At 70.1% G+C, this 19725-nt stretch carries 27 protein-coding genes; 17 read left to right on the top strand and 10 right to left on the bottom strand.

What is annotated here, in order from left to right; all coding sequences use genetic code 11:
* From QE389_RS01450 to QE389_RS01435, 4 genes are all read right to left on the bottom strand, one after another.
* A complete protein-coding gene (locus tag QE389_RS01450; RefSeq protein ID WP_307363962.1) occupies nt 1-657 on the bottom strand; it encodes a lasso peptide biosynthesis B2 protein in 657 nt (218 codons plus the stop codon).
* 93 nt (nt 658-750) lie between these two features.
* Entirely contained in the window at nt 751-876 is a 126-nt protein-coding gene (locus tag QE389_RS01445; RefSeq protein WP_256371839.1) for a hypothetical protein, read from the bottom strand.
* Between the two features lie 92 nt (nt 877-968).
* Nucleotides 969-1094, bottom strand: a complete 126-nt coding sequence (locus QE389_RS01440; RefSeq protein ID WP_256371840.1) for a hypothetical protein — start codon at nt 1092-1094, stop codon at nt 969-971.
* Nucleotides 1095-1163: 69 nt separating this feature from the next.
* Nucleotides 1164-1730: a GntR family transcriptional regulator gene (locus tag QE389_RS01435; RefSeq protein ID WP_307363959.1), complete on the bottom strand. Its 567-nt coding sequence runs from the start codon at nt 1728-1730 to the stop codon at nt 1164-1166.
* A gap of 236 nt (nt 1731-1966) precedes the next feature.
* Between QE389_RS01435 and QE389_RS01430 the strand changes: the two genes are divergently transcribed.
* From QE389_RS01430 to QE389_RS01350, 17 genes are all read left to right on the top strand, one after another.
* On the top strand, nt 1967-2461 hold the full coding sequence (locus tag QE389_RS01430; protein WP_298123392.1) for a helix-turn-helix transcriptional regulator: 495 nt from the start codon (nt 1967-1969) through the stop codon (nt 2459-2461).
* An 81-nt stretch (nt 2462-2542) separates the two neighbouring features.
* Nucleotides 2543-2806, top strand: coding sequence for a helix-turn-helix transcriptional regulator (locus tag QE389_RS01425; RefSeq protein ID WP_307363956.1), 264 nt, complete (start codon nt 2543-2545; stop codon nt 2804-2806).
* A 76-nt stretch (nt 2807-2882) separates the two neighbouring features.
* Nucleotides 2883-3494 (top strand): lytic transglycosylase domain-containing protein, encoded by a 612-nt coding sequence (locus QE389_RS01420; RefSeq protein WP_307363954.1) that lies wholly within the window; start codon nt 2883-2885, stop codon nt 3492-3494.
* A 1-nt stretch (nt 3495) separates the two neighbouring features.
* Complete coding sequence (locus QE389_RS01415; protein ID WP_307363952.1) at nt 3496-3795, top strand: TrbC/VirB2 family protein; 300 nt, start codon at nt 3496-3498, stop codon at nt 3793-3795.
* Nucleotides 3795-3977, top strand: coding sequence for a hypothetical protein (locus QE389_RS01410; protein WP_307363950.1), 183 nt, complete (start codon nt 3795-3797; stop codon nt 3975-3977). The genes QE389_RS01415 and QE389_RS01410 overlap by 1 nt, the downstream gene beginning before the upstream one ends.
* Nucleotides 3970-4305 carry a type IV secretion system protein VirB3 gene (locus QE389_RS01405; protein ID WP_307363949.1) on the top strand — a complete coding sequence of 112 codons (336 nt, stop codon included), beginning with the start codon at nt 3970-3972 and terminating at the stop codon, nt 4303-4305. The genes QE389_RS01410 and QE389_RS01405 overlap by 8 nt, the downstream gene beginning before the upstream one ends.
* Complete coding sequence (locus QE389_RS01400; protein ID WP_307363947.1) at nt 4298-6673, top strand: VirB4 family type IV secretion/conjugal transfer ATPase; 2376 nt, start codon at nt 4298-4300, stop codon at nt 6671-6673. Before QE389_RS01405 ends, QE389_RS01400 begins: the two co-directional genes overlap by 8 nt.
* Nucleotides 6670-7398 (top strand): type IV secretion system protein, encoded by a 729-nt coding sequence (locus QE389_RS01395; protein WP_307363945.1) that lies wholly within the window; start codon nt 6670-6672, stop codon nt 7396-7398. The genes QE389_RS01400 and QE389_RS01395 overlap by 4 nt, the downstream gene beginning before the upstream one ends.
* Nucleotides 7395-7610: an EexN family lipoprotein gene (locus tag QE389_RS01390; RefSeq protein WP_307363943.1), complete on the top strand. Its 216-nt coding sequence runs from the start codon at nt 7395-7397 to the stop codon at nt 7608-7610. The genes QE389_RS01395 and QE389_RS01390 overlap by 4 nt, the downstream gene beginning before the upstream one ends.
* 11 nt (nt 7611-7621) lie before the next feature.
* Nucleotides 7622-8542, top strand: coding sequence for a type IV secretion system protein (locus QE389_RS01385; RefSeq protein ID WP_307363941.1), 921 nt, complete (start codon nt 7622-7624; stop codon nt 8540-8542).
* Nucleotide 8543: 1 nt separating this feature from the next.
* Nucleotides 8544-8750 carry a hypothetical protein gene (locus QE389_RS01380; protein ID WP_307363939.1) on the top strand — a complete coding sequence of 69 codons (207 nt, stop codon included), beginning with the start codon at nt 8544-8546 and terminating at the stop codon, nt 8748-8750.
* Nucleotides 8747-9430, top strand: a complete 684-nt coding sequence (locus QE389_RS01375; RefSeq protein WP_307363937.1) for a virB8 family protein — start codon at nt 8747-8749, stop codon at nt 9428-9430. Before QE389_RS01380 ends, QE389_RS01375 begins: the two co-directional genes overlap by 4 nt.
* Nucleotides 9427-10254, top strand: a complete 828-nt coding sequence (locus QE389_RS01370) for a TrbG/VirB9 family P-type conjugative transfer protein (RefSeq protein ID WP_307363935.1) — start codon at nt 9427-9429, stop codon at nt 10252-10254. Before QE389_RS01375 ends, QE389_RS01370 begins: the two co-directional genes overlap by 4 nt.
* Nucleotides 10251-11378 carry a type IV secretion system protein VirB10 gene (gene virB10 / locus QE389_RS01365; protein ID WP_307363932.1) on the top strand — a complete coding sequence of 376 codons (1128 nt, stop codon included), beginning with the start codon at nt 10251-10253 and terminating at the stop codon, nt 11376-11378. The genes QE389_RS01370 and virB10 overlap by 4 nt, the downstream gene beginning before the upstream one ends.
* A complete protein-coding gene (gene virB11 / locus QE389_RS01360; RefSeq protein WP_307363931.1) occupies nt 11378-12385 on the top strand; it encodes a P-type DNA transfer ATPase VirB11 in 1008 nt (335 codons plus the stop codon). The genes virB10 and virB11 overlap by 1 nt, the downstream gene beginning before the upstream one ends.
* On the top strand, nt 12351-14168 hold the full coding sequence (locus QE389_RS01355; RefSeq protein ID WP_307363929.1) for a type IV secretory system conjugative DNA transfer family protein: 1818 nt from the start codon (nt 12351-12353) through the stop codon (nt 14166-14168). The genes virB11 and QE389_RS01355 overlap by 35 nt, the downstream gene beginning before the upstream one ends.
* On the top strand, nt 14165-14767 hold the full coding sequence (locus QE389_RS01350; protein ID WP_307363927.1) for an LPD7 domain-containing protein: 603 nt from the start codon (nt 14165-14167) through the stop codon (nt 14765-14767). The genes QE389_RS01355 and QE389_RS01350 overlap by 4 nt, the downstream gene beginning before the upstream one ends.
* An 11-nt stretch (nt 14768-14778) precedes the next feature.
* Here QE389_RS01350 and QE389_RS01345 read toward each other — a convergent pair whose 3' ends face one another.
* The 6 genes from QE389_RS01345 to QE389_RS01320 form a co-directional block, all read right to left on the bottom strand.
* On the bottom strand, nt 14779-15621 hold the full coding sequence (locus QE389_RS01345; RefSeq protein ID WP_307363925.1) for a hypothetical protein: 843 nt from the start codon (nt 15619-15621) through the stop codon (nt 14779-14781).
* 2 nt (nt 15622-15623) lie between these two features.
* Complete coding sequence (locus tag QE389_RS01340) at nt 15624-16640, bottom strand: nucleotidyl transferase AbiEii/AbiGii toxin family protein (RefSeq protein WP_307363922.1); 1017 nt, start codon at nt 16638-16640, stop codon at nt 15624-15626.
* Nucleotides 16633-17226, bottom strand: a complete 594-nt coding sequence (locus tag QE389_RS01335; RefSeq protein WP_307363920.1) for a DUF6088 family protein — start codon at nt 17224-17226, stop codon at nt 16633-16635. Before QE389_RS01335 ends, QE389_RS01340 begins: the two co-directional genes overlap by 8 nt.
* 69 nt (nt 17227-17295) lie before the next feature.
* Nucleotides 17296-18291, bottom strand: coding sequence for a relaxase/mobilization nuclease domain-containing protein (locus QE389_RS01330; protein WP_307363918.1), 996 nt, complete (start codon nt 18289-18291; stop codon nt 17296-17298).
* Nucleotides 18288-18809, bottom strand: coding sequence for a plasmid mobilization relaxosome protein MobC (gene mobC / locus QE389_RS01325; protein ID WP_307363916.1), 522 nt, complete (start codon nt 18807-18809; stop codon nt 18288-18290). The genes QE389_RS01330 and mobC overlap by 4 nt, the downstream gene beginning before the upstream one ends.
* 189 nt (nt 18810-18998) lie before the next feature.
* Nucleotides 18999-19724, bottom strand: coding sequence for a hypothetical protein (locus tag QE389_RS01320; RefSeq protein ID WP_307363914.1), 726 nt, complete (start codon nt 19722-19724; stop codon nt 18999-19001).
* Nucleotide 19725: the final 1 nt, after the last annotated feature.

Genomic DNA, 19725 nt, shown 5'->3' with positions numbered 1-19725 from the left:
TCAGATCACCAGGATCGGCCGATAGACGGTCAGGGTTTCCGGGGCCTCGCTGACGCACCGGTCGCCGCTCTGCAGCCAGCAATGGGCGAGAAAGGGAAAGGTGCGGACGCCGAACACCCAGTCCGCGTCCAGATCCGCGGCATTGACGAAGCGCAGCAGCAGTTCCGCCTGGAGCAGGCAGGCGCCGGTCCAGGGCGCCAGCGGCAGCAACTGGCGGAACACCTCGACCCGCGCGGCGAGCGCCTCGGGATCAGACTGGCGACCGCGACGCCGGGCGTATCGCCGGCTGAGATCAAGAAGCGTCGGTCGACGCCGCACCGCGTCGATCCAGATGACGCCGAAGGTAACGAAATCTCGCAGCGTCGGCCGGATCGGCGGCGCGGGCGGTAGGCGCGCCGACGGCAGGGCCGGCGGCGGGGCGCGATCGTCCAGCGCCGACGTGGGATGCAGCAATTCCTCGGCGGCCAGGCGAAGAAGATCGTTCATCGATCCCAGAGCCCGCCGTCCCTCGATCCGGAGATCACCGCACTCCGGCAGGCACAGATAGTCGTCTGCGGCGAGATCGAGCAGAACCAGATCGTCGCCGACACGGACTGCGTGAATGCCCTCGGCGAGCCAGCCGCAGTGACCGTCCTCGGCGCGAAGCGCTTCGGCCATTCCCAGACCTCCCCCTGTTGTAGCTGAACTTGCCCGGTCCGCCCTGCGGCGGGACCCGGCGGGGCCGTCCGGAACCGGGCGGCCCCTTTGGTTTCATTCCGGCGGCATCGTCCAGTGACGGGCCGGGTTCAGTTCGGTGAACGGTCCCATCAGGATCGCCCGGGTCAGCCGACGGGCGGCTCCCAGACGCAGGACGCGCGTCTCGTTCTGGATCTTCATCGATCCCTCTCCTGTGTCAGGATTGCCTCTGGTCGCGGCGTCCGGGGCGAGGCCGGGCCCGGACGTCCGGGCCGCCGAAGCGGCCCGTCCGGTCATTCGCTGGGCGGAATGGTGTACTTCAGCACCGGATTCAGCTCGTCGAATTCGCCGCGCGAGACCGCGCGGGTCAGGGTGCGGGCGGACCCGAGGCGCACGAGGCGCGAGGTGCTTTTGGTCATGATCGTCTCCTGTTTTGAAGGTCGACAAAACGTCGACGACGAACCATCAACGCCGGGAAGCAAATCGATTCAAACTATATTTCGCGTATACTTCGACTGATCTGGATCGATCCGTCGAACACGGGATGCGAGACCCGTCGCGGCGATCCGCCAGCGCGCATAATAGGCCTCGACCTTGCTCGCCGGCGCGGGGCCGGCGGCCGCTTCGGTCGGGCCGTTCAGGCGTCTGAGCGGCGCCAGGCGACGGCGCACGCGAACGAGGCTCTCGATCAGGGGTTGGTTGTCGCAGGCGTCGACCAGGTCGTCGATCCACGCCTCGACGGACGCGTCCGTGGCGTCGCGGGGCTGGGCGACCCGGGTGTAGAGCGCCGCAAGACCGACATGAGCGGCCTCCAGATCGAGCAGCCCCAGAACATCCTCCAAGGGGGCGGCGCGGGTGAAATAGCCCAGACCGCGGCGATCCTCGACGAGGCCCTCGCCGCACAGGCGGGACAGGGCTTCGCGGACCGGGCTGGTGCTCAGGCCGAGCGACGCGGCGATATCCACCACGGACAGATGCTGTCCGGGGGCCAGGCCGTCCTCAAGCGCGGCGCGCAGGCTGGCGAGCGCCAGGCCGAAGGGATCGCGCTGCCTCACGGCCGCCTCCAAACCAGCCCACAACGCAAAGCGACGACCGGCAGGCTTCGGGGCGATCGGGTCATGCAACGCCTCCTATACTGTTGTCCGCAAGAAAGTTGCGTCACACCCGTAGCTTTTATGCTGTTGATCTTTCTAGGCTTTCATTTGACGCATCGCTGAGGCATTTTTCAACCTGTAGGGGTGCACTCGCTTGGTAGTCGCGTGGCGCCGGAGGCGAGGGAGTAACAGGAGACATGGACGCCCGGCACACCCAGACGGCGAACGCGGTGCTCTCCTCCAGCCTGCGCCTGATCCGGTCTCATCGGCGGATGCGGGCCGCGGACGTCGCCCAGGGCATGAACATGGCGCTGCGGTCCTATGAGCATTTCGAGTCCGGCGCCGGTCGGATCAACATCGAGCGCATTCACCGCTTCGCGGAGGTCACCGACAGCGATCCGCACGGGATACTTGCCGCCCTCGCTCTGGGGTCGCCCGCTTTCGCCTTGCGGTGCGCCGACAACAAATTGGCGACCATCCTCGCCGTGGCGCTGCAGGAGTTCGACGAAGAAGCCGGGGACGCCATCGGCGATCTGGACGCCCGCACCATCATCAACGCCTTCACCAAGAGCCTGAAGGACCTGGCCGATCAATCCGTCCGACGCGACGCCGAGGCCGAGGCCTGGCTTGAACAGCGCCGGGGACGGTTGATGGCCCCCGCCCGGGAAGATGGGACCGGCGACGGCGCATAACGGCCCTCGCCACGGTCGTAGACTTGCGGTCCGAAACTCCCGGACTGGTGCACGGGGTCGGTTGCGCGGTTGGATTCGGGCATGAACGTCCTCACCCCTCATCCCTCCGCCCCGACCGCTTCACCCTGCGACCGCCTTTCGGATCGCCAGCGGGAATGTCTGGACCTGGCGGCCCTCGGTCTGACCTCCGCCCGGATCGGCGATCGTCTCGGCCTGTCGCCCCGAACGGTCGATGAGCATCTCATGGCCGCCTGTCGCCTCCTCGGCGTCCGCACCCGCATCCAGGCTGTCGCCCGCCTCGCTGCGGTCCAGCGACCGCCTGAACCCCGGATCTTCCTACCGTAGATCTCCGGCGGGGAGCTCGCGGGTCGCCGGTCCCGCTCCCGATCGGGTTTGCTTGGGGCTCACGCTGGAGCCCGTCTTGCTGGACCTCAATCTGATCCTCGCCCTCTCCCAGGCCTGCGCGCCGCAGGTGGCCCCGGAAACCCTGGCGGCCATCGCCTATGCGGAGAGCCGGTTCAACCCGATCGCGATCGGCGTCAATCGAGGTCCCCGCCCGGCCCGTCCAGCGCGCGACGCCGCCGACGCCGCGCGCATCGCCCACGGACTGCTGGCGCGGGGCGCGAACCTCGATCTCGGCGTCGCCCAGATCAACAGCGACAACCTGGACTGGCTCGGCCTGTCCGTGGAGGCGGCGTTCGACCCCTGCCGCAACCTCGCCGCCGCCGGCGTCGTCCTGCGCGCGGGCTATCGCCCCGCCGAGGGCGTCGATCGCCAGACGACCCTGAGGGTCGCGCTGTCCCGATACAACACCGGCCATCCGGAGCGGGGTTTCCGCAACGGTTACGTCGCCCGCGTCGAGGCGGCCGCCGCGACCCTTGGCGTTCTGCCGCTCGCCCCCCTTCGACCCGTCGCGGACGACCTATCCGCACCGCCGACCCCGACGCAGCCCCCGGCCGCCTGGGACGTCTTCGGGCGGGCTCAAGCTAGCGCCGTCCTCACCTTCACCGCTGCCCCAGACACGGAGTTCTGAGATGACCGCATCCGCGACCGTCCGAAAGGCCGGCGCCGCCGGCGCCATCGCCCTCGCCGCCAGCCTCGTCCTCGTCCAGCCGGCGTTCGCCTCGGCCAATGTCGAAGGCCTGCTGCAGAACGTCGTCGACATGCTCACCGGCAACACGGCCCGACTGCTGGCCGTGCTGGCGGTCGTGGTCGTCGGCATCCTGTGGATGTTCGGCCTGTTCGACCTGCGGCGGGCGGCGATCGTCGTGCTCGGCATCGTCGTGGTCTTCGGCGCGGCCGAGATCGTCAACCTGATCACCGGCGGTGCGTGATGGACGCGCCTGCGCCCTGGCTGGCGATCGTTTCGGCCTCGATCGTCCTGGCCCTGTGCCTGATGCTCGGCCTGAAGCTGATCTCGCCCAAGCGGTTCGCCCAAGTCCTGGCCGGCCTCGCCTCGGGGCTCGTCCTCGCCCTGATCCTGTCCCGTCTGTCCGCCGGAGGTCATCATGGCTGACGAACGCCTGACCGAGGATCCGCTGTTCCTGGCCTGCACGCGGCCGGCCATGATCCTCGGCGTGCCCATGGAGGCCATGGGGGTCAACGTCATCGTCTCGGGCGTCGTCTTCCTCGTCGGAGGCAGCCTGCTCTATCTGCTCGTCGCCCCGGCGCTGCACCTGGTGTTCCGGGCGATCTGCCGGGCGGACCACAACGCCTTCCGGCTCCTCTTCGTCTATGTCGACACCAAGGGCCGGTCGCGGAATGCGGCCCTCTGGGGCGGAAGTTCGGCGACGCCCCTTCCCCTGGTTCGCCGCTATCGTCTGGTGGAGCTGTCCCGTGGCTGAGGGCGGCGTTCCTCCGGCGCGGCTACGACGCGAGGCCGACGCCCGCCCGCATCTGCCCTACGCCCGCCATGTCTCGGACCATGTGGTGGCGCTCGACAGCGGCGCCCTGATGATGGTGTTCCAGATCGACGGGGCCAGCTTCGAGACCGCTGACGCACGGGATCTCAACGACTGGCACGTCAAGCTCAACCAGGCCTGGCGCAATCTCGCCGATGACCGCCTGGCGGTCTGGCATCATGTGGTCCGCCGTCCGGTCGACCTGGAGAGGTCCTCCGGCTTTCGATCGACCTTCGCCGGAGAACTCGGCGCCCTCTACGACGATCGGGTCGCGGGCCGGCAGCTCTGGATCAACGAGCTGTTCGTCACCCTCGTCCTGCATCCGGGTCGCGACGCTGGCGACCGGGCCGCGGCGCTTTCGAAACGCCTGAAGGCGGCGCGCCGCAGCGACGGCGAGGTCGAGGTCGCCCATATCCGGCGCATCGAGGAGGCCGGGCGCGATCTGGCCCAGTACCTCGGGCGATACGCGCCGTGCCGGCTCGGTCTCTATGAACGCGACGGCCTGTGGTTCTCCGAGCCGATGGAAGTCATGCGGCTCGTCTTGACCGGACGCCGGTCGCCGGTCCCGATCGTGTTCGGCCACCTTGGCTCGGCGGTCTACACCGTGCGGGCCATCTTCGGTCGCGAGACCCTCGAGCTGCGGGACGCGGCCGATGCGCGATACGCCGGCGTCCTGGCCATCAAGGAGTATCCGGCGACGACCCGGCCCGGGCTGTGGGACGAACTGCTGAGCGTCCGGTTCGGCTTCGTGATCAGCCAGTCCTTCGCCTTCCTGTCCAAGGCCTCGGCCCGCGCCGTGATGGAGCGCAAGCAGAACCAGATGGTCTCCGCGCGGGACCGCGCGGCCTCGCAGATCACCGGCCTGTCGGACGCGCTCGACGATCTCGTCAGCAACCGCTTCGTCATGGGCGAGCACCAGGCCTCGATCCTCGTCCATGGGGACACCCCGACCGCATTGGCCGACCACCTGTCCAAGGCCCGCGCCATCCTTGCGGACTCCGGCCTCGTCGTGGCGCGCGAGGATCTCGGCCTGGAAGCCGCCTTCTGGTCCCAGTTCCCCGGAGCCTTCGCCCGCCGCACCCGGCCCGCCGCCATCACCTCGCGCAATTTCGCGGCCCTGGCGCCGTTCCACGCCCATCCCGTTGGCAAGACCCGCGGCGCCCACTGGGGCGAGGCCGTCGCGGTGCTCCGCACCACGGCCGGTTCGCCCTTCTGGTTCAACTTCCATGTCGGCGATCTCGGCCACACCTTCATCTGCGGACCGTCCGGATCGGGCAAGACCGTGGTCCAGAACTTCATGCTGGCGCAGCTGGAGCGGTTCGACGCCCAGCAGCTGTTCATCGACAAGGACCGGGGCGCCGAGATCTTCGTCCGCGCCTGCGGCGGGACCTACCTCGCCCTGCGCAATGGCGAGCCGACCGGCTTCGCCCCATTCAAGGCGCTCGACCCCAGCCCCGCCAACCGCGCCTTCCTGGTCCGGCTCGTCCGGGCCCTGGTCGCCCGCCCGAACGAGACCCTGACCGTGCCGGAGGCCCGGGCCATCGATCAGGGCGTCGCCGCCCTGGAGGCCTTGCCGCGCGAGCGTCGTTCCATCGCCGCCCTGCGCAGCCTCCTCGGTCAGGGCGACGCCGGCGGCGTGGGCGCTCGGCTGGAGCGCTGGCAAAGGGGCGGCCCGCTCGGCTGGGTGCTCGACAACGACGAGGACGCGCTCAGTCTGGAGGCCCGCTTCGCCGGCTTCGACATCACCCAAGTGCTCGATCACGACGAGGTCCGCACGCCGGCGATGCTGTACCTTTTCCATCGCATCGCCGAGCGGGTGGACGGTCGCCGCCTGGTCCTCGACATTGACGAATTCTGGAAGGTGCTGGGCGACCCGGCCTTCACCGATCTCGCCCAGGACGGGCTCAAGACCTGGCGCAAGCAGAACGCCTTCATGGTGTTCGGCACCCAGTCGCCGGCCGACGCCCTGCGCTCTCCGATCGCCCACGCCATCCTCGAGCAGTGCGCGACCAAGATCTTCCTGCCCAACGCCCACGGTCAGGCGCGCGACTATGTCGAAGGCTTCGGCCTGACCCAGGAGGAGTTCCGCCTCGTCCGCGAGGTCCTCACTCCGGAGTCGCATCGATTCCTGGTCAAGCAGGGCCACGACAGTGTTGTGGTGGAGCTGGACCTGGGCGGCATGGACGACGCCCTGTCGATCCTGTCCGGCCGCACCGAGACCACCGCCCTGCTCGACCGGCTGCGCGCCGAGTTCGGCGACGACTACGCGCGCTGGCGCGATCCCTTCCATGACCAGAGGAGGTTCCTGTGAGAGCCCGCATCCCCTTCGCCGCGGCGGCCGCCGCCCTCGTCCTCGCCGTCGCCCCGACGGTCCAGGCCCAACAGATCGTCCACGACCCCCGGGCCTTGGCCCAGATGATCGAGGAGGCGCGCACGACGCTGGACCAGCTGAGGGCGCTGCAGACCCAGGTCGAACAGGGCCGGCAGCTGTTCGAGAGCCTGAACGACCTGTCCGGCGTCAACGCCCTCGCCAGCGAGCTCGGCCTGCCGGCGGTCCGCAATCCGCTGCCGGACATGAGCGCACTGCGCGCGGCGGCTGACGGCGACCTGACCGCACTCGGGGACCTTGCCGACCGCGCCGACGCCATCCGCCGCGACACCCGGCTTTACACGCCGCCGGAGGGCGACCTCGATCCGGCGGAGGCCTATTACCGAGACAGCCTCGAACGCGCCGGCACCCGCACCGCGCGGGACCTCGCCGTCGGCGAGGCGGTGGCCGGCGCCGCGGACCGGCGTCTGCAGGGTCTGGAGACGCTCCGGTCCGCCCTCGACACCGCGCCCAACGCCCGCGCCGTCCTGGATCTCGAAGCCCGCCTCGCGGCCGAACAGGCCCTGATCCAGAACGAACAGGTCCGGCTGCAGGGTCTCGCCCTGACCCAGGCGGCCGAGGCGCGGCTGGAGGAGCAGCGCGCCCGCGAGCGCGCCGAAGCCGCCCGGACGGCGCGCATGGGCGTCTATGAAAGGGCGTTCCGGTGAAACGGTCCGCGCTGCTCGTCGCCCTCGGCCTCGTCGGCTGCGGGGCGACCGACCGGACCGCTGAAGACTTCGCCGCCGATCCCGACGCGGCCGAAGCGGTCGTGGCGGCATGCGACGCCGGCCGCACTAACGACGAATGCGAAGCGGCGCGTCAGGGCCTGGCCGCAGCGCGTCGGCAGGCGCGGATGCGCGTCTATGAGCGAGCCTTCTGAGGATCCCGACGATGAGCTTTCGCGTCTTCGAGCCCAGCTACGACTTCATCGACGAACGGCTCAACGTCTTCCTCGGCGACCGTCTGTCCTCGGTGATCGCCGAGGTCGAAGGGCCGCTGCGCATCGCCCTGGTCCTCTATGTCGTGCTCTACGGCGTCGCCATTCTGCGGGGTGCGATCAGCGAACCGGTGATGGACTTCGCGGTCCGCTCGCTGAAGCTGGCCTTCCTCTATCTGCTGGCGACCACGGCCGCCTATTCCACCTTCGTCACCGAACCGCTGTTCACCGGCCTGCCCAACGCCCTGACCCGGGCGGTCAGCGGTGCGGACACGCCCAGCGTCGGCGCCGCGTTCGACCAGTTCTTCGCCTATGCGGCTTGGCTGGGCGAAGACATCTCCCGCGACGCTTCCCCGTTTAACCCTGGCCCCTATGTGGTCTCGGCCGCCGTCTTCATCGTCGGCGCCCTGGCGGCCGCCCTCGGCTTCGGCGTGGTGCTGGTCGCCAAACTGGCCTTGGCGCTGCTCGTCACCCTCGGCCCCATTTTCATCGCCTGCGCCCTGTTCGACGCGACCCGCCGCTTCTTCTTCGGCTGGCTCAGCCAGGCCGTGAATTACCTCGTCCTGTTCGCCCTGATCATCGTCATCTTCCAGCTCGTCCTGTCGCTCGTGCGCGACCAGTGGGGCGCGATCCAGGGGGCCGACCCGATGATCGGCGGTCTGATCTTCATCGCCCTGTGCCTGCTGGGGGCGATCTTCTTCCTGCAGACCCCGGCCATCGCCGCCGGCATTGCGGGCGGCGCCAGCGCCGGCCTCGCCGACTTCGCCAACGCCGCGGCCCTGGGCGGGAGCGGTTCAAGCCGCACCCAGGGTCCGCAAGAAGCCAGCCGCCAACCGCCCAGGGGCGGCGGCTCCATCCGACCGAGAGGCGCCTGACATGACCCACCGCTCCCTCCTGCTCGCCGTCCTGATGCTGCTGGGCGCTTGCGCCCACCGGGGCGATCCCGCCCTGCCGACCTGCGACGGCTCCGCCCGGCGACCGGCCAATCCCCATGGCTCGGTGCTCGCGCCCCGGGTCGAACCCCGACCGGCCGAGGCCGCCGTCGATGCCGGCCCCGACGCCGGAACGGGAGGCTGCGCATGAGCGGCGTCCCCTCCTCGGAGCTGAAGCGCTATTTCACCGAGGCGCGGCGCTGGGACCAAGACCGTCTCGCCTCGGCGCTACGGTCGCGCCGCCTGGCCTGGTCGGCCGCCGCCGTCGCCACGGGTCTGGCGGTGATCGCGACCGGCGCGGTGGCGATGCTGACGCCGCTGAAATCCACCGAGCCCTTCGTCATCCGCGTGGACCGGACGACTGGCGCGGTCGATGTCGTGCGCGGCCTCTCGGCCGAGGAGGGCCCGATCCGCTACGACGAGGCCGTCAGCAAATACTTCCTCGGCCAGTATGTGCGCCAGCGCGAGGGCTATCTCGACCCCGCCGCCGAAGAGTCCTTCCGGCTTGTCTCCATCCTGTCCGCCCCAGCCGAGCAGCGGCGCTGGGCCGATCTGTTCCGCGGCTCCAATCCCGACAGCCCGCAGAACCTCTACGGCCGCGACGGCGAGGCCGTCATCTCGATCCGCGCCATCGGCTTCATCAACGACGGCGTCGCCAACGTCCGCTTCCACCGCACGGTCCGCAAGGCCCAGCAGACGGTGGAGAGCGACTGGATCGCCACCATCGCCTTCACCTACACCCGCGCGCCGATGTCAGAACCGGACCGGCTGAGAAACCCCCTCGGCTTCCAGGTGACGTCCTATCGCGCCGATCCGGAGGTCATCCGATGAGACGCCCTTTTTCTCTCCTATCCCTGGCCGCCGGCCTCGCCCTCGCGTCGCCCGTCGCGGCGCAGGCCTCTCTGGATCCTCGCATCCGCGAGCTCGCCTATGATCCGGCGGCCGTCTACCGGGTCACGGGAGCGTTTCGGACGGCGACCCAGATCGCGTTCTCGCCGGAGGAAACCATCCGCCATGCCGCCATCGGCGACAGCGTCGCCTGGGAGGTGGCCGCGGAAGGGTCGGTGCTATTCCTCAAGCCGCGCGAACGCCATCAGGCGACCAATCTTCTGGTCGTCACCGAGCGCGCCGGCGCGATCCGCCACTACGCCTTCGAACTGGTCGCCCGCGAGCCCGGCGACCGGACGGCGATCGCCTATCAGCTCCGGTTCCGCTACCCGGTCGACGACGAGGCCGAGGCCGCCCGGGCGTTGGCCGTTCAGGCCGAGGCCGTCGAGCGGCGCCTCATCGGGCTGGAGCTGGAGCGGGGCGTGGTCGAAGGGACCCGCAATCTGGCCTGGTCGGCGCAGGGCGACGCCGCCCTGCAGCCGAGCGAGGTCAGCGACAACGGACGCTTCACCGTGCTGCGCTTCCCCGGCGTGCAGTCCCTGCCGGCGGTGTTCGAGATCGGCGAGGACGGGTCGGAGCGCCTCGTTCCCTATGACGTGCGCGGCGAGTTCGTGGTGATCCACGGCGTGACGCGCGGGCTGCGGCTTCGGCGGGGGCGGTCGGTCTTGTGCCTGTTCAACGACGCCTATGACGCCCGCGGCGTTTCGGTCGGCACAGGCACGGCCTCTCCAGCCGTCGATCGGGCGCCGATCGGAGGCCGCTCATGACCGCGCCCGCTCCCACGCCGCCCGGTGACACGCCGCCTCCATCCACCGCGGCCAGCGATCGGGGCGTCTCCCCGATCGCCGGGCGGTTCGGCGGACGGCAGGGCAAGGTCATCACCGTGGCCGCGCTGGCTGTGGGCTGCGGCGTCTTCCTGATCGCCAGCTGGGACCGCGGGGACGCCGAAGGCCGCGAGGCGGACCATCGCGACGAGCCGGCCCGGCAGACGACGCCGTTCGAGCCCGCCCGCCGCGACGCGCCGCCTCTGCTGAGCGAGGCCGCCTCCGATCCGAACGCGCCGACCTTGACCGACGGCGAGGTCATCCCAGCGCTCGACGCCGCCCCCGGGGCTGAAAACCCGCCCCGTTCCGGCCCTAGTCCGGCCGAACAGCGACGCGTCCTGGCCGAAAGCGCCCGGCGCGCACCCGTGCTTGCCTATAGCCGGGCCGGCGGCCAACCCGTCCCGCCGCCGGTCCCGCCGACGCCGACGCCGACGCCGCCAGGAGAACCGACATCGCTCGATCGCTTGCGGCAACTGGCGCCCGTGGGCCAGACCCGCGCCGGCCGCCTCCCCGACCGCAACCTGCTGGTCACCGCAGGGACCAGCGTGCCCTGCGTCCTGCAAACGGCCTTGGACAGCACCACGCCCGGCTATGTGACCTGCGTGCTGCCGCGTGACGTCTGGTCGGACAACGGCGCCGTTGTGCTGATGGAGCGCGGCACCCGGGTGCTGGGGGAATACCGAGGCGGTCTCCAACAGGGCCGTCGCCGGCTCTTCGTACTCTGGACCCGGGCGGTGACGCCGACCGGGGTCGCCGTCGCCCTGGCCTCCCCGGCAGCCGACGCTTTGGGGCGGTCAGGGTTCGACGGCGTGGTCGACACCCATTTCTGGGACCGGTTCGGCGGCGCCCTGCTGCTCTCGATCGTCGACGACGGCGTCTACGCCGCCGCCGGCCGGACCGACGGCGCCTCCGCCATGGCCCGCGTTCCGTCCGATGCGGCGAGCGTCGCCCTGCAGGGCTCGGTCGAGGTCCCGCCGACGCTGCGCAAGGACCAGGGCTCCGAGGTGTCGATATTCGTCGCCCAGGATCTGGATTTCGCCGGGGTCTATCAGCTGCGGCCGCGCTGATGGACGACACCTCCGTTCTGGACCACTACCTCGCGCCGCTTCGCCCGCTCCTCGAGCCGTCCGCCGTGACCGAAGTCGTCATCAACCGGCCCGGCGAGGTCGGGGTCGAGGCGGACGGGGCCTGGCGCTGGACCGAGGCGCCTGAACTGACCGAGGCCTGGCTGCGCACCCTGGCGGTGGCGGCCGCGGCCTACACCCGTCAGGACGTCGGACCCGAGCAGCCGATCTGTTCGACCACCCTGCCCGGCGACGTGCGCTGCCAGATCGTCCTGCCGCCCGTGGCTGCGGACGGCGGCCTGTCCCTGACCCTGAGAAAGCCGTCGCGGCGACGTCTGGGATTGAAGGAGTTCGCGGCGGCCGGTCTCTTCGATGAGGTCGCCGACGCCCAGACGGAGACGACAGATCTCATCGACGCCGAACTGGTGCGTCTGCGGCAGGCCGGCGACTGGCCCGGCTTTCTGACCCTAGCGGTCAGCGCCCGACGCAACATCCTGATCTCCGGCGCAACGGGGTCCGGCAAGACGACCCTGGCCAAGGGGTTGATCGAGCTGATCCCGGACCATGAGCGCCTGCTGACCATCGAGGACACCCGCGAGTTCGTCGTGCCGCATCGCAACGTCGTCCATCTGGTCTATTCCAAGGACGGTCAGGGCCTGGCCCGGATCGGCCCGAAACAGCTTCTGGAAAGCGCCCTGCGCATGCGGCCGGACCGCATCCTGCTGCAGGAGCTCCGCGACGGCACGGCCTTCTTCTATCTGCGCAACGTCAACTCGGGGCACCCGGGATCGATCACCACGGTGCATGCGGATTCGGCCGCCCTGGCCTTCGAACAGCTCACCCTGCTGGTGCGGGAATCCGAAGGCGGACGCGACCTGCCGCGCGAGGACATTCGCGCCCTGCTGCATCTGCTCGTCGACGTCGTCATCCAGATGAAGAAGGTCGATGGGCGCTTCCGCGTGACGGAGGTCTGGCATGACCCGGTTCGCAAGCGCCAGCCCGGGCGCTAGGGCGGCGGCGGTCGCCGTCGGCAGCCTGGCCGCCGTGACCCTGCTGGCCGTTCTCGCCGCCCTCATCGCCCTCGTCGGCCTGGGCCAGTTCTCCGGCGCCATCGATCCCGCCCGCGTCCCCGGCTGGTTCTGGTACTATCGCCAGGATCCCGAGGTGCGGCGCTGGCTGACCGTCGGGGTCTCGGTCTCGGCTCTCCTCGGAGGGATCCTCGTCGCGGCGACCCTGATCTCCCGGCGCCGACCCCTGCACGGCGCCGCCCGCTGGGCCTCGGGATCGGAACAGCGACGCGCGGGACTGCGGTCCGACCGCGGCATCGTCCTGGGGCGTGCCGACGGCGGCTTCCTCATCGCCGACGGGCCCGAGCACGTCATGCTCTATGCCCCCACCCGCACCGGCAAGGGCGTGGGTGTCGTCATCCCCAACCTCCTTGCCTGGCCGGACTCCGTGGTCGTGCTGGACATCAAGCGCGAGAACTTCCTCGCCACGGCGGGCTATCGCGCCGAGGCCGGCCAGACCGTGCATCTGTTCGATCCTCTGGCGCGGGACGGCCGCACGGCGCGGTTCAATCCGCTCGGCCATGTCGATCGCACGGACCCGGTATCCGTTCTGGACGAGCTGCAGCGCATGGCGGTGATGCTGTTCCCGGTCCACGACCGAGCCGATCCCTTCTGGGCGGAGGCGGCGCGAACCGGATTCATCGGCGTCGGCGGCTACGTCGCGGCCACGCCCGAACGGCCCTTCACCCTGGGCGAAATCTTCCGCCAATTGACCGCCGGGGACGCCCGCGCCCGACTGCCCCGGATCGTCGCGATGCGAGACCGGGAAGGTCGCCCCCTGCCTGGTCCGGTCGTGGCGGCGCTCACCGACTTCACCAGCTCCAGCGAGAACACCTTCGCGTCGGTGCGGCAGTCGATCACCACCCGGATGGGGCTGTGGCTCAATCCCCGGGTCGACGCCGCCACCGCCGCCTCGGATTTCGATCTGCGCGACCTGCGCGGCGGCCGCCTCACCCTCTATCTGGGCGCCACCCCGGACAACATGCTGCGGGTTCAGCCGCTCTATGCGCTGCTCTTCCAGCAGCTGGTGGACCTGAACAGCCGCGCCCTCCCCGGCCTCGCCGACCGAACCGCCCTGATCGTGCTCGACGAGTTCGCCCGCCTCGGGCCCGCGCCGGTGCTGGCCCACGCCTTCGCCTGGGTCGCCGGCTACGGCCTGCGGCTGCTCGCGGTGCTGCAGAGCCCGTCCCAGCTGAGGGCCATCTACGGCCCGGACGTGGCCGAGGAGGTGATGACCAACTGCGGGGTCGAGATCGTCTTCGCGCCCAAGGAGCTCAAGATCGCCCAGGAACTCAGCGATCGGCTCGGCGCCTATACGACAGAGGGCCGCAGTCGCAGCCGGCCGACGGGACTGGGCGCCGGTCGCCGCAGCACGACCGTTTCCGACCAGCGCCGGGCGCTGATGCTGCCCCAGGAGCTGATGCAGCTCCCGCAATCGGCCCTGATCGTGTTGAAGGCCGGCCTGCCGCCGGTGCGGGGCCGGAAGATCGCCTACTTCCGGGAGCGCGTCTTTCAGCGCCGGCTCCGGCCCGCCCCCGACCTGGCTCCGGTCTCCGCGCCGACATCGCCCCCTGTCCCGGAGGAGGATCCCATGGATTTCGACGTCATCGCCCGCACGTTCGCCGCCGAAGGCCTGCCGCCGCCTCCGCCCGGCGCGGATGAAGACGTCGTCGGCGCCTGGCTGAACCGCGTCGTCGATACGGCCGTCCTGGAGCGGAAGCCGTGAAGACGCCCGACCCCGCCCCGTCCAACCGCCTCGGTCCCGCGCCGGGCCCGACGGGGTCGCGGCGTTCGACCGCCAAGGGCGATGTGCCAGAGGCGGTGCTTGATCGCTATCTGGTCGAGCGCGACCTCCGCGGCCGGCCGGAGCGCTTCTTCCGCGATCATCGCGCGGCCGAGCCGATGTTCCGCGACCGTGGGAAGTCGCTCGTCTCCAGCCAGGCCTATCCGGATGCGATCATCGACATGCTCAAGATCGCCCGCCACCGCGGCTGGGAGCGGATTCGGGTGTCCGGCGACCCGGCCTTCCGGCGCGAGGTCTGGATCCAAGCCCAGGCCCTAGGAATCGAGGTGCAGGGCCACCGGCCGCGAGCGCGGGATCGCCAAGCCGCCGGCCTAGACCGTCTGTCCCCCCGGCGAGACGCCGAAGCCGCGAAGGCGCACGACGCGCTCGGCGAGCGTTTGGCGAAGGCCGCCATCGTGGTGGCGCGCCTGGTCCCTGACGCCGCGATCCAGACGCGCCTGCTCGAGGCCGCTTGGGCGCGCGCGGGCCGCCCACGCCCGACGGAACGCAAACCGGCGCGCGGACGCGAGCGGCAGCGTTAGCGGCGCCCTGTCTAGAACCGGTTCTTCAGGTAGGGCGAGACCGTGAAGGCCGGAAACGCCAGGCCGCCCCGCTTCAGGTTCATCAGGTCCCAGTACATCCCGAGCGCCAGGGGATCGCGAATCTCCGTCGGGACGTCGAAGCTGTAGTCGCCGTCGAACCGATCGCCGCGCTGCCAGGCCCGCGCGTACTCCGGCGACAGATAGTCGAACAGGGCTCGCCGGATCTGGTCCAGGAACTCCGCGATGGTGCTGGCGTGATAGGAAAAGACGTCCGTGTAGAACCAGTGCTGGAAGTCCGGAAGGGTGCGATAGACCCTGCCCTCATCGACGTCATGGCCGTGCCGGGCGAGCATCTTGCGGATCTGTTTCACCCGCGCGTCCAGCCGCGAGAAATTGTGCTTGTTGGCGTCGCCGACCACCTTCAGAAGCCAGATCCGCGAGACCCGCAGGTCGAGAGACAGATCCAGTTCGGAAAGCCAGACGGCCGGGCAGTGGCATTCGGCGTTCAGCCAGTCAGCGAAGGCTGAAGCCGCCGACGCCAGCCCCGAGGGGTCGGGACCGAGTTGCGGCTGGCGGCCGATGGCCTCGAGATAGAAGAGATAGGTCCGGTCGGTTTCGCGCGGAGGCTGACCGGATGGCGCGAAGGCGAACGGCAGGGCCGAGGGTTTCGGCTGGGCCAGAAAGTCGGCCAGAAGGACTGCGAAGACTCGCTTATGCGAGCCGGACGCGAACACCAGATTGGTCGGCCGGGAGGTTACCGGATACTGGAAGATCTCCAGATTGACCATGTCGTCGATCATGTCCCAGACCGCCTTCAGCAGGATCGCCTCCTGCTCGATGGCGGCGTAGGTCATCGTCAGACCGCCGCCGCGGCGTTGGCGCGCCGGGCGAGATCCGCACAGGTCTCCATCAAGTCCTCGAACTGTTCGGCGTCCGCCTCGAGCAGACCGTCCTCGACCATCCGGCGATAGTCCTCGCCCAAGGCCTCCAGGGACGCGGCTTCCGGCTTCAACTGAAGGCCGCCCCCGACCGCCCGACCGTAGTCGACCTCCGCCCCGTCGGCGGTCTCTCGGAAGAACATCGTCTTGTGCCGCGCGACCGCCTCGGCCACCGCGCGATCGGCGATCGCCGTCCCGGCGAAACCGGCGGCGTCCAGGCGGGCCAGGTCATACCAGTGACGCGAGAAGCGGTCCCCGCGCAAACGGCCCTGGGCGCAATAGACGTGGGCGGCGGTGGCCTTCTCCCAGAAGGTCCGCTCGGCGGCCATCACGCGCGGCGTGGCCGTCGGGAACTCCACCCCCGGCAGATGGGCGGCCGCATCGCAGAGCACCGAACGCGGCGCGCTCGGCTCGCCGGTCGCGCGCGCGCCGAATTCAAGCATCACGCTGGGGGAAACATAGCCTGTGCCTGTACTGGTCGGGGCGTAGTCCACGAAGGCCTTGGCCCCCTCGATCCGGACCTCGGCCGCGAGGCCGTCGGCGGCCATGCGCGACTCCAGCATCGGCCGGACCTGGACCTCGACCCAGATCGGCAACAGCCGCTGAACGTCGCGGGACCAACGCCGCTCCTCGGCGCGCGTCTCCGGCACGGGGTCTTCGGGCGCGTCGGCCAGGTCCGGAAGGAGGCGGCGGATATCATAGGTCAGGTCGATGTCTTCGGAGAAGCGCTGGATGACGTCATAGGCCTTGGACAGAGACGTGCCGCCCTTGAAGACCAGCGCCTCGCCCAGCGGCGCCTCGAACAGGGCCCGAAGCGCCCACACGACCCAGACGTCCTTCTCCAGCAAATGCGCGGGACGGCCGGACTCGGCCGCCGCCGCCGCAAGCGCCTCGATCCGGTCCTCGGCGGACAGCTGCAGGAAGACGTCAGACATGCGCCGCCTGGCTCACCGAACGCGCCAGCCACGTCGGCAGACGCGGACCGACCGAGACCAGTTCCCTGAACGCCGAAGGCCCCAGCTTGCGCTTCAGGGTTTCGAGCGCGGTTCCGGCCTTCTCCGGCCCGAGCCAGGCCAGGGCGCGAACCGCCTCGCCAGCGGGACGATCGGCCAGGAGCAGCTGCCATGCGGGCGCGTGCTGGAACTCCACCGTCTGCTTACCGACGCTGAAGGTGCGGCTCTTCCCGTTGGTCAGATAGACCAAGCGGATCGGCACCTGAGTGGTCAGGCCCAGGGCGTTGGCCGCCGCCGCGCCATTGGAGGCGACGACCTCGCCGCGCTGTTCGCTGACGGCGCGCACCACCTTCTCGACGGACGGTGTGCGGGAGCCGAAGCGGCTTTCCAGCGGACGCATGTAGACGCCCCGACCGGCGCGCAGGAGCCGACCCCGGCGAACCAGCCGCGACAGGGCCTGGTCCACCGCTGCGCGGCTGCCCAGGTGCAGCAGCGACTTGGCGACGATCGGCGCGCCTTCCGGCAGCGTCGAGGCGCGCTCCATGATTTGATCGGCGAGTATTTGCATCAAAACCTCTGTGTCAGAAATATAGGATAGTTTCTGACACTCCGCAAATGCGACGATCTTGCCGCCTCCCTACCGGTCCCGCGTCCGATCGGCATGATGTCGTCTTCCCTGCCGCTCTCTGAGTTCCTCATCCCGCGTCATCGGGGCCGGCCTGTCCCGCACGAACCGTTCCACCAGGGCCGCAAGCGCGCGATCGTGCGATCGTTCCGATCGCGACAGGCGCACCGCTTCGGCCACCAGGACCCGCCGGATCGCCAGCTCACGGGTCCGGATCGCGCCAAGCCAGGGCGCTTCGCCACCGCCCGGCGTGAGCGCCGCCCGATAGCCGGCGGCGAGCACCTCAGGCAGAGCTCCCCGCCCCGCCATGAAACGCTCCCGCATCTTGCGGATCGGCGTCCGCTCGGCCTTGCGGGTCACGCCCCGCGTCCGGCGCGGCGTCGCCTCGGCCTCGATCGACCGGTCGCGAAGGGCGCGCGCGAAGCCTTCCCGCCAGACCTGCAGGTCCGCCTTTCGAGGGTTCAGCCGCTCGCCATCCCGTCCGAGCCTTCGCACCGTCAGATGGACGTGGGGATGTCGGCCTTCATCATGCAGGGCGAAGACATAGGGAAAGCGCTCGCCGAATGTCCCGGCCGCAAACGCCCGCGCGGCGTCGTGCAGGCGGACCGCGTCGGTCCCGGCCGGCATGCTCAGCACGATCGACAGGGTGATCGACGCGTCCCGCCGGCGTCCCGGTTCGAGGGCGAAGTCCTCGGCCCAGTCGCGTGCAAGGTCACGGATCGGCTCGCGGCCGTCCAGCCGCTCTCCATCGAGTCCTTCCAGCGCCAGGGCGCCGTTGCGGCTGATGTAGTCCAGGTGCGCCATCAGGTGGGCGCCGTCCCGCGTCCGCCCGGTGATCTTCACCATCACCTCGGGTACGCGGCGCGCCACCCGCGCGAACCGCGCGGACGGATCGCCGCCCTCCCCGCTAGACGGACGCAGCACCGCGGGCGTGATCCGGGCGCGTCGGATCTCGACGGGTGGACGCAGCACCTCCTCGAACCCGCGCGACGGCCGGAAGTCGGTCACGCCGTCGGCGTCCAATAGGCGAGATTACCCTCGAAGGCCTCACCGAGCGCCTCGACCCAGGCCGAGATCTCGGCCTGAAAGGCGCCGAGTTGCCCCAGCTCCAGATCCAGCACCGTGCCCTCCATCACCGCCGTGTTCAGCGCGCGGGCGATCTGGTTGATGTTCACACCGATCCGCCGGAGCTCGCGGCGCGCCTCGATCAGGGCCAGAGCCTCGGGCCGGCTGAACTGCGGCCGATCGTGCAGACGCCGACGGATGAGCGCCACGCTCCACTGGGTTCGCGACAGGCCTGCCGCGGCCGCCTCGTGCTCCAGGAGACGCAGGTCCGCTTCGCCAAGACGCAGGGTCAGCTTGCCCGACCGCACCGCCACCGGTGCATCCTCCGGCGCGGGAAGAGCCGCCTGAGCCGCGCCGTCCATGAGCCGCCGGAGAAGCCGCGAGCGTCCGCCCTGGAGGGCCGCGGCGGCGTCGAACCGGCGGATCAGATCGGGCGAAACGCGGAGGGTAAGGCGGTCCATGGGAGAGCGGGTGTGTCAGACATTGCCGGCGCAAAGCCTATCCTGCCCTAGACCGTCATCCCCTTCGCCCCGTAGGCCTCCGGTGCTGTCCGCCCTCCCCTCGGCGTCCGCTCCGCGCCCGCTCGCCCGCCGCCCTGAAGGGCGCCCCAGCCGGGCGGAGACGCTCTCGCCGAAGCTGCTCTGTGAACGTTAGGGTTCGGAGCGCAGACGCTTCAGCGCCACCCGCGTATCCGGCGTCATCGCGAAGAACCGCGTCGCCAGATCCCTCGAGATCTCCTGGCTGATGGGCCCCGGGATCACTGACATGAGCAGCATGAGCGCCGGGTTCAGCCGCCGCGCATCCCACCCGAGGGCTTCCATCAGGCCGGGCACGTTTCCGCTGTCCAACTCGAGAGCTTTGGCGGCCAAGATCGCTGCATCGTCTTGCGGGGACACCCCTTTGACGAGGGGATCGAACAACGCGAACAGGTTCGACAGCGGGCGAACGAGGCGTACGGGATGCCCGAACGCGGCCGACGTTTTGACCAGGCCGAATGACGCGAGCTCGGCGGCGGCGTCCTCAAGATCGCGCTTGGCGGCCTCCGGGAAGGCCGCTGAAACAGCGTCGAAACCGATGGGATCCTCCAAGCCGTAGGCCGAAGTCTCCGCGAGCCAAAGCGCCAGCGCCGTCGCGTCGGGCGACAACTTGAGCTTCGGCTGGTGCGCGGCCTCCAGCGTCTGCAGCCGCGCCTCATGATCGTTGGCGGTGTCGCTCACCACTTCGTGCCACCGCTCGACGTCCTTCTGGAACTGGGATGGGTGCGTGGTTTGGTAGAGGCGGGCGAGCGCGGCGGTGACCGGCGTGAACTGCGTCGCGGCTTCGGCCACGGCGCGCCACAGCGCCCGATCCACATTCTCTTTCGGGGGCTCGATCATG

The sequence above is a fragment of the Brevundimonas sp. SORGH_AS_0993 genome (assembly GCF_030818545.1).
Classification (GTDB): Bacteria; Pseudomonadota; Alphaproteobacteria; order Caulobacterales; family Caulobacteraceae; genus Brevundimonas.
This window is presented reverse-complemented; position numbering and strand designations above follow the sequence as displayed.

Bases quoted from the DNA above. Each gene is read 5' to 3' on its own strand.
- QE389_RS01450 (WP_307363962.1), bottom strand. From the start codon at position 657: ATGGCCGAAGCGCTTCGCGCCGAGGACGGTCACTGCGGCTGGCTCGCC.
- QE389_RS01445 (WP_256371839.1), bottom strand. From the start codon at position 876: ATGAAGATCCAGAACGAGACGCGCGTCCTGCGTCTGGGAGCCGCCCGT.
- QE389_RS01440 (WP_256371840.1), bottom strand. From the start codon at position 1,094: ATGACCAAAAGCACCTCGCGCCTCGTGCGCCTCGGGTCCGCCCGCACC.
- QE389_RS01430 (WP_298123392.1), top strand. From the start codon at position 1,967: ATGGACGCCCGGCACACCCAGACGGCGAACGCGGTGCTCTCCTCCAGC.
- QE389_RS01425 (WP_307363956.1), top strand. From the start codon at position 2,543: ATGAACGTCCTCACCCCTCATCCCTCCGCCCCGACCGCTTCACCCTGC.
- QE389_RS01415 (WP_307363952.1), top strand. From the start codon at position 3,496: ATGACCGCATCCGCGACCGTCCGAAAGGCCGGCGCCGCCGGCGCCATC.
- QE389_RS01410 (WP_307363950.1), top strand. From the start codon at position 3,795: ATGGACGCGCCTGCGCCCTGGCTGGCGATCGTTTCGGCCTCGATCGTC.
- QE389_RS01405 (WP_307363949.1), top strand. From the start codon at position 3,970: ATGGCTGACGAACGCCTGACCGAGGATCCGCTGTTCCTGGCCTGCACG.
- QE389_RS01385 (WP_307363941.1), top strand. From the start codon at position 7,622: ATGAGCTTTCGCGTCTTCGAGCCCAGCTACGACTTCATCGACGAACGG.
- QE389_RS01380 (WP_307363939.1), top strand. From the start codon at position 8,544: ATGACCCACCGCTCCCTCCTGCTCGCCGTCCTGATGCTGCTGGGCGCT.
- QE389_RS01375 (WP_307363937.1), top strand. From the start codon at position 8,747: ATGAGCGGCGTCCCCTCCTCGGAGCTGAAGCGCTATTTCACCGAGGCG.
- QE389_RS01370 (WP_307363935.1), top strand. From the start codon at position 9,427: ATGAGACGCCCTTTTTCTCTCCTATCCCTGGCCGCCGGCCTCGCCCTC.
- virB10 (WP_307363932.1), top strand. From the start codon at position 10,251: ATGACCGCGCCCGCTCCCACGCCGCCCGGTGACACGCCGCCTCCATCC.
- virB11 (WP_307363931.1), top strand. From the start codon at position 11,378: ATGGACGACACCTCCGTTCTGGACCACTACCTCGCGCCGCTTCGCCCG.
- QE389_RS01355 (WP_307363929.1), top strand. From the start codon at position 12,351: ATGACCCGGTTCGCAAGCGCCAGCCCGGGCGCTAGGGCGGCGGCGGTC.
- QE389_RS01345 (WP_307363925.1), bottom strand. From the start codon at position 15,621: ATGACCTACGCCGCCATCGAGCAGGAGGCGATCCTGCTGAAGGCGGTC.
- QE389_RS01340 (WP_307363922.1), bottom strand. From the start codon at position 16,640: ATGTCTGACGTCTTCCTGCAGCTGTCCGCCGAGGACCGGATCGAGGCG.
- QE389_RS01335 (WP_307363920.1), bottom strand. From the start codon at position 17,226: ATGCAAATACTCGCCGATCAAATCATGGAGCGCGCCTCGACGCTGCCG.
- mobC (WP_307363916.1), bottom strand. From the start codon at position 18,809: ATGGACCGCCTTACCCTCCGCGTTTCGCCCGATCTGATCCGCCGGTTC.
- QE389_RS01320 (WP_307363914.1), bottom strand. From the start codon at position 19,724: ATGATCGAGCCCCCGAAAGAGAATGTGGATCGGGCGCTGTGGCGCGCC.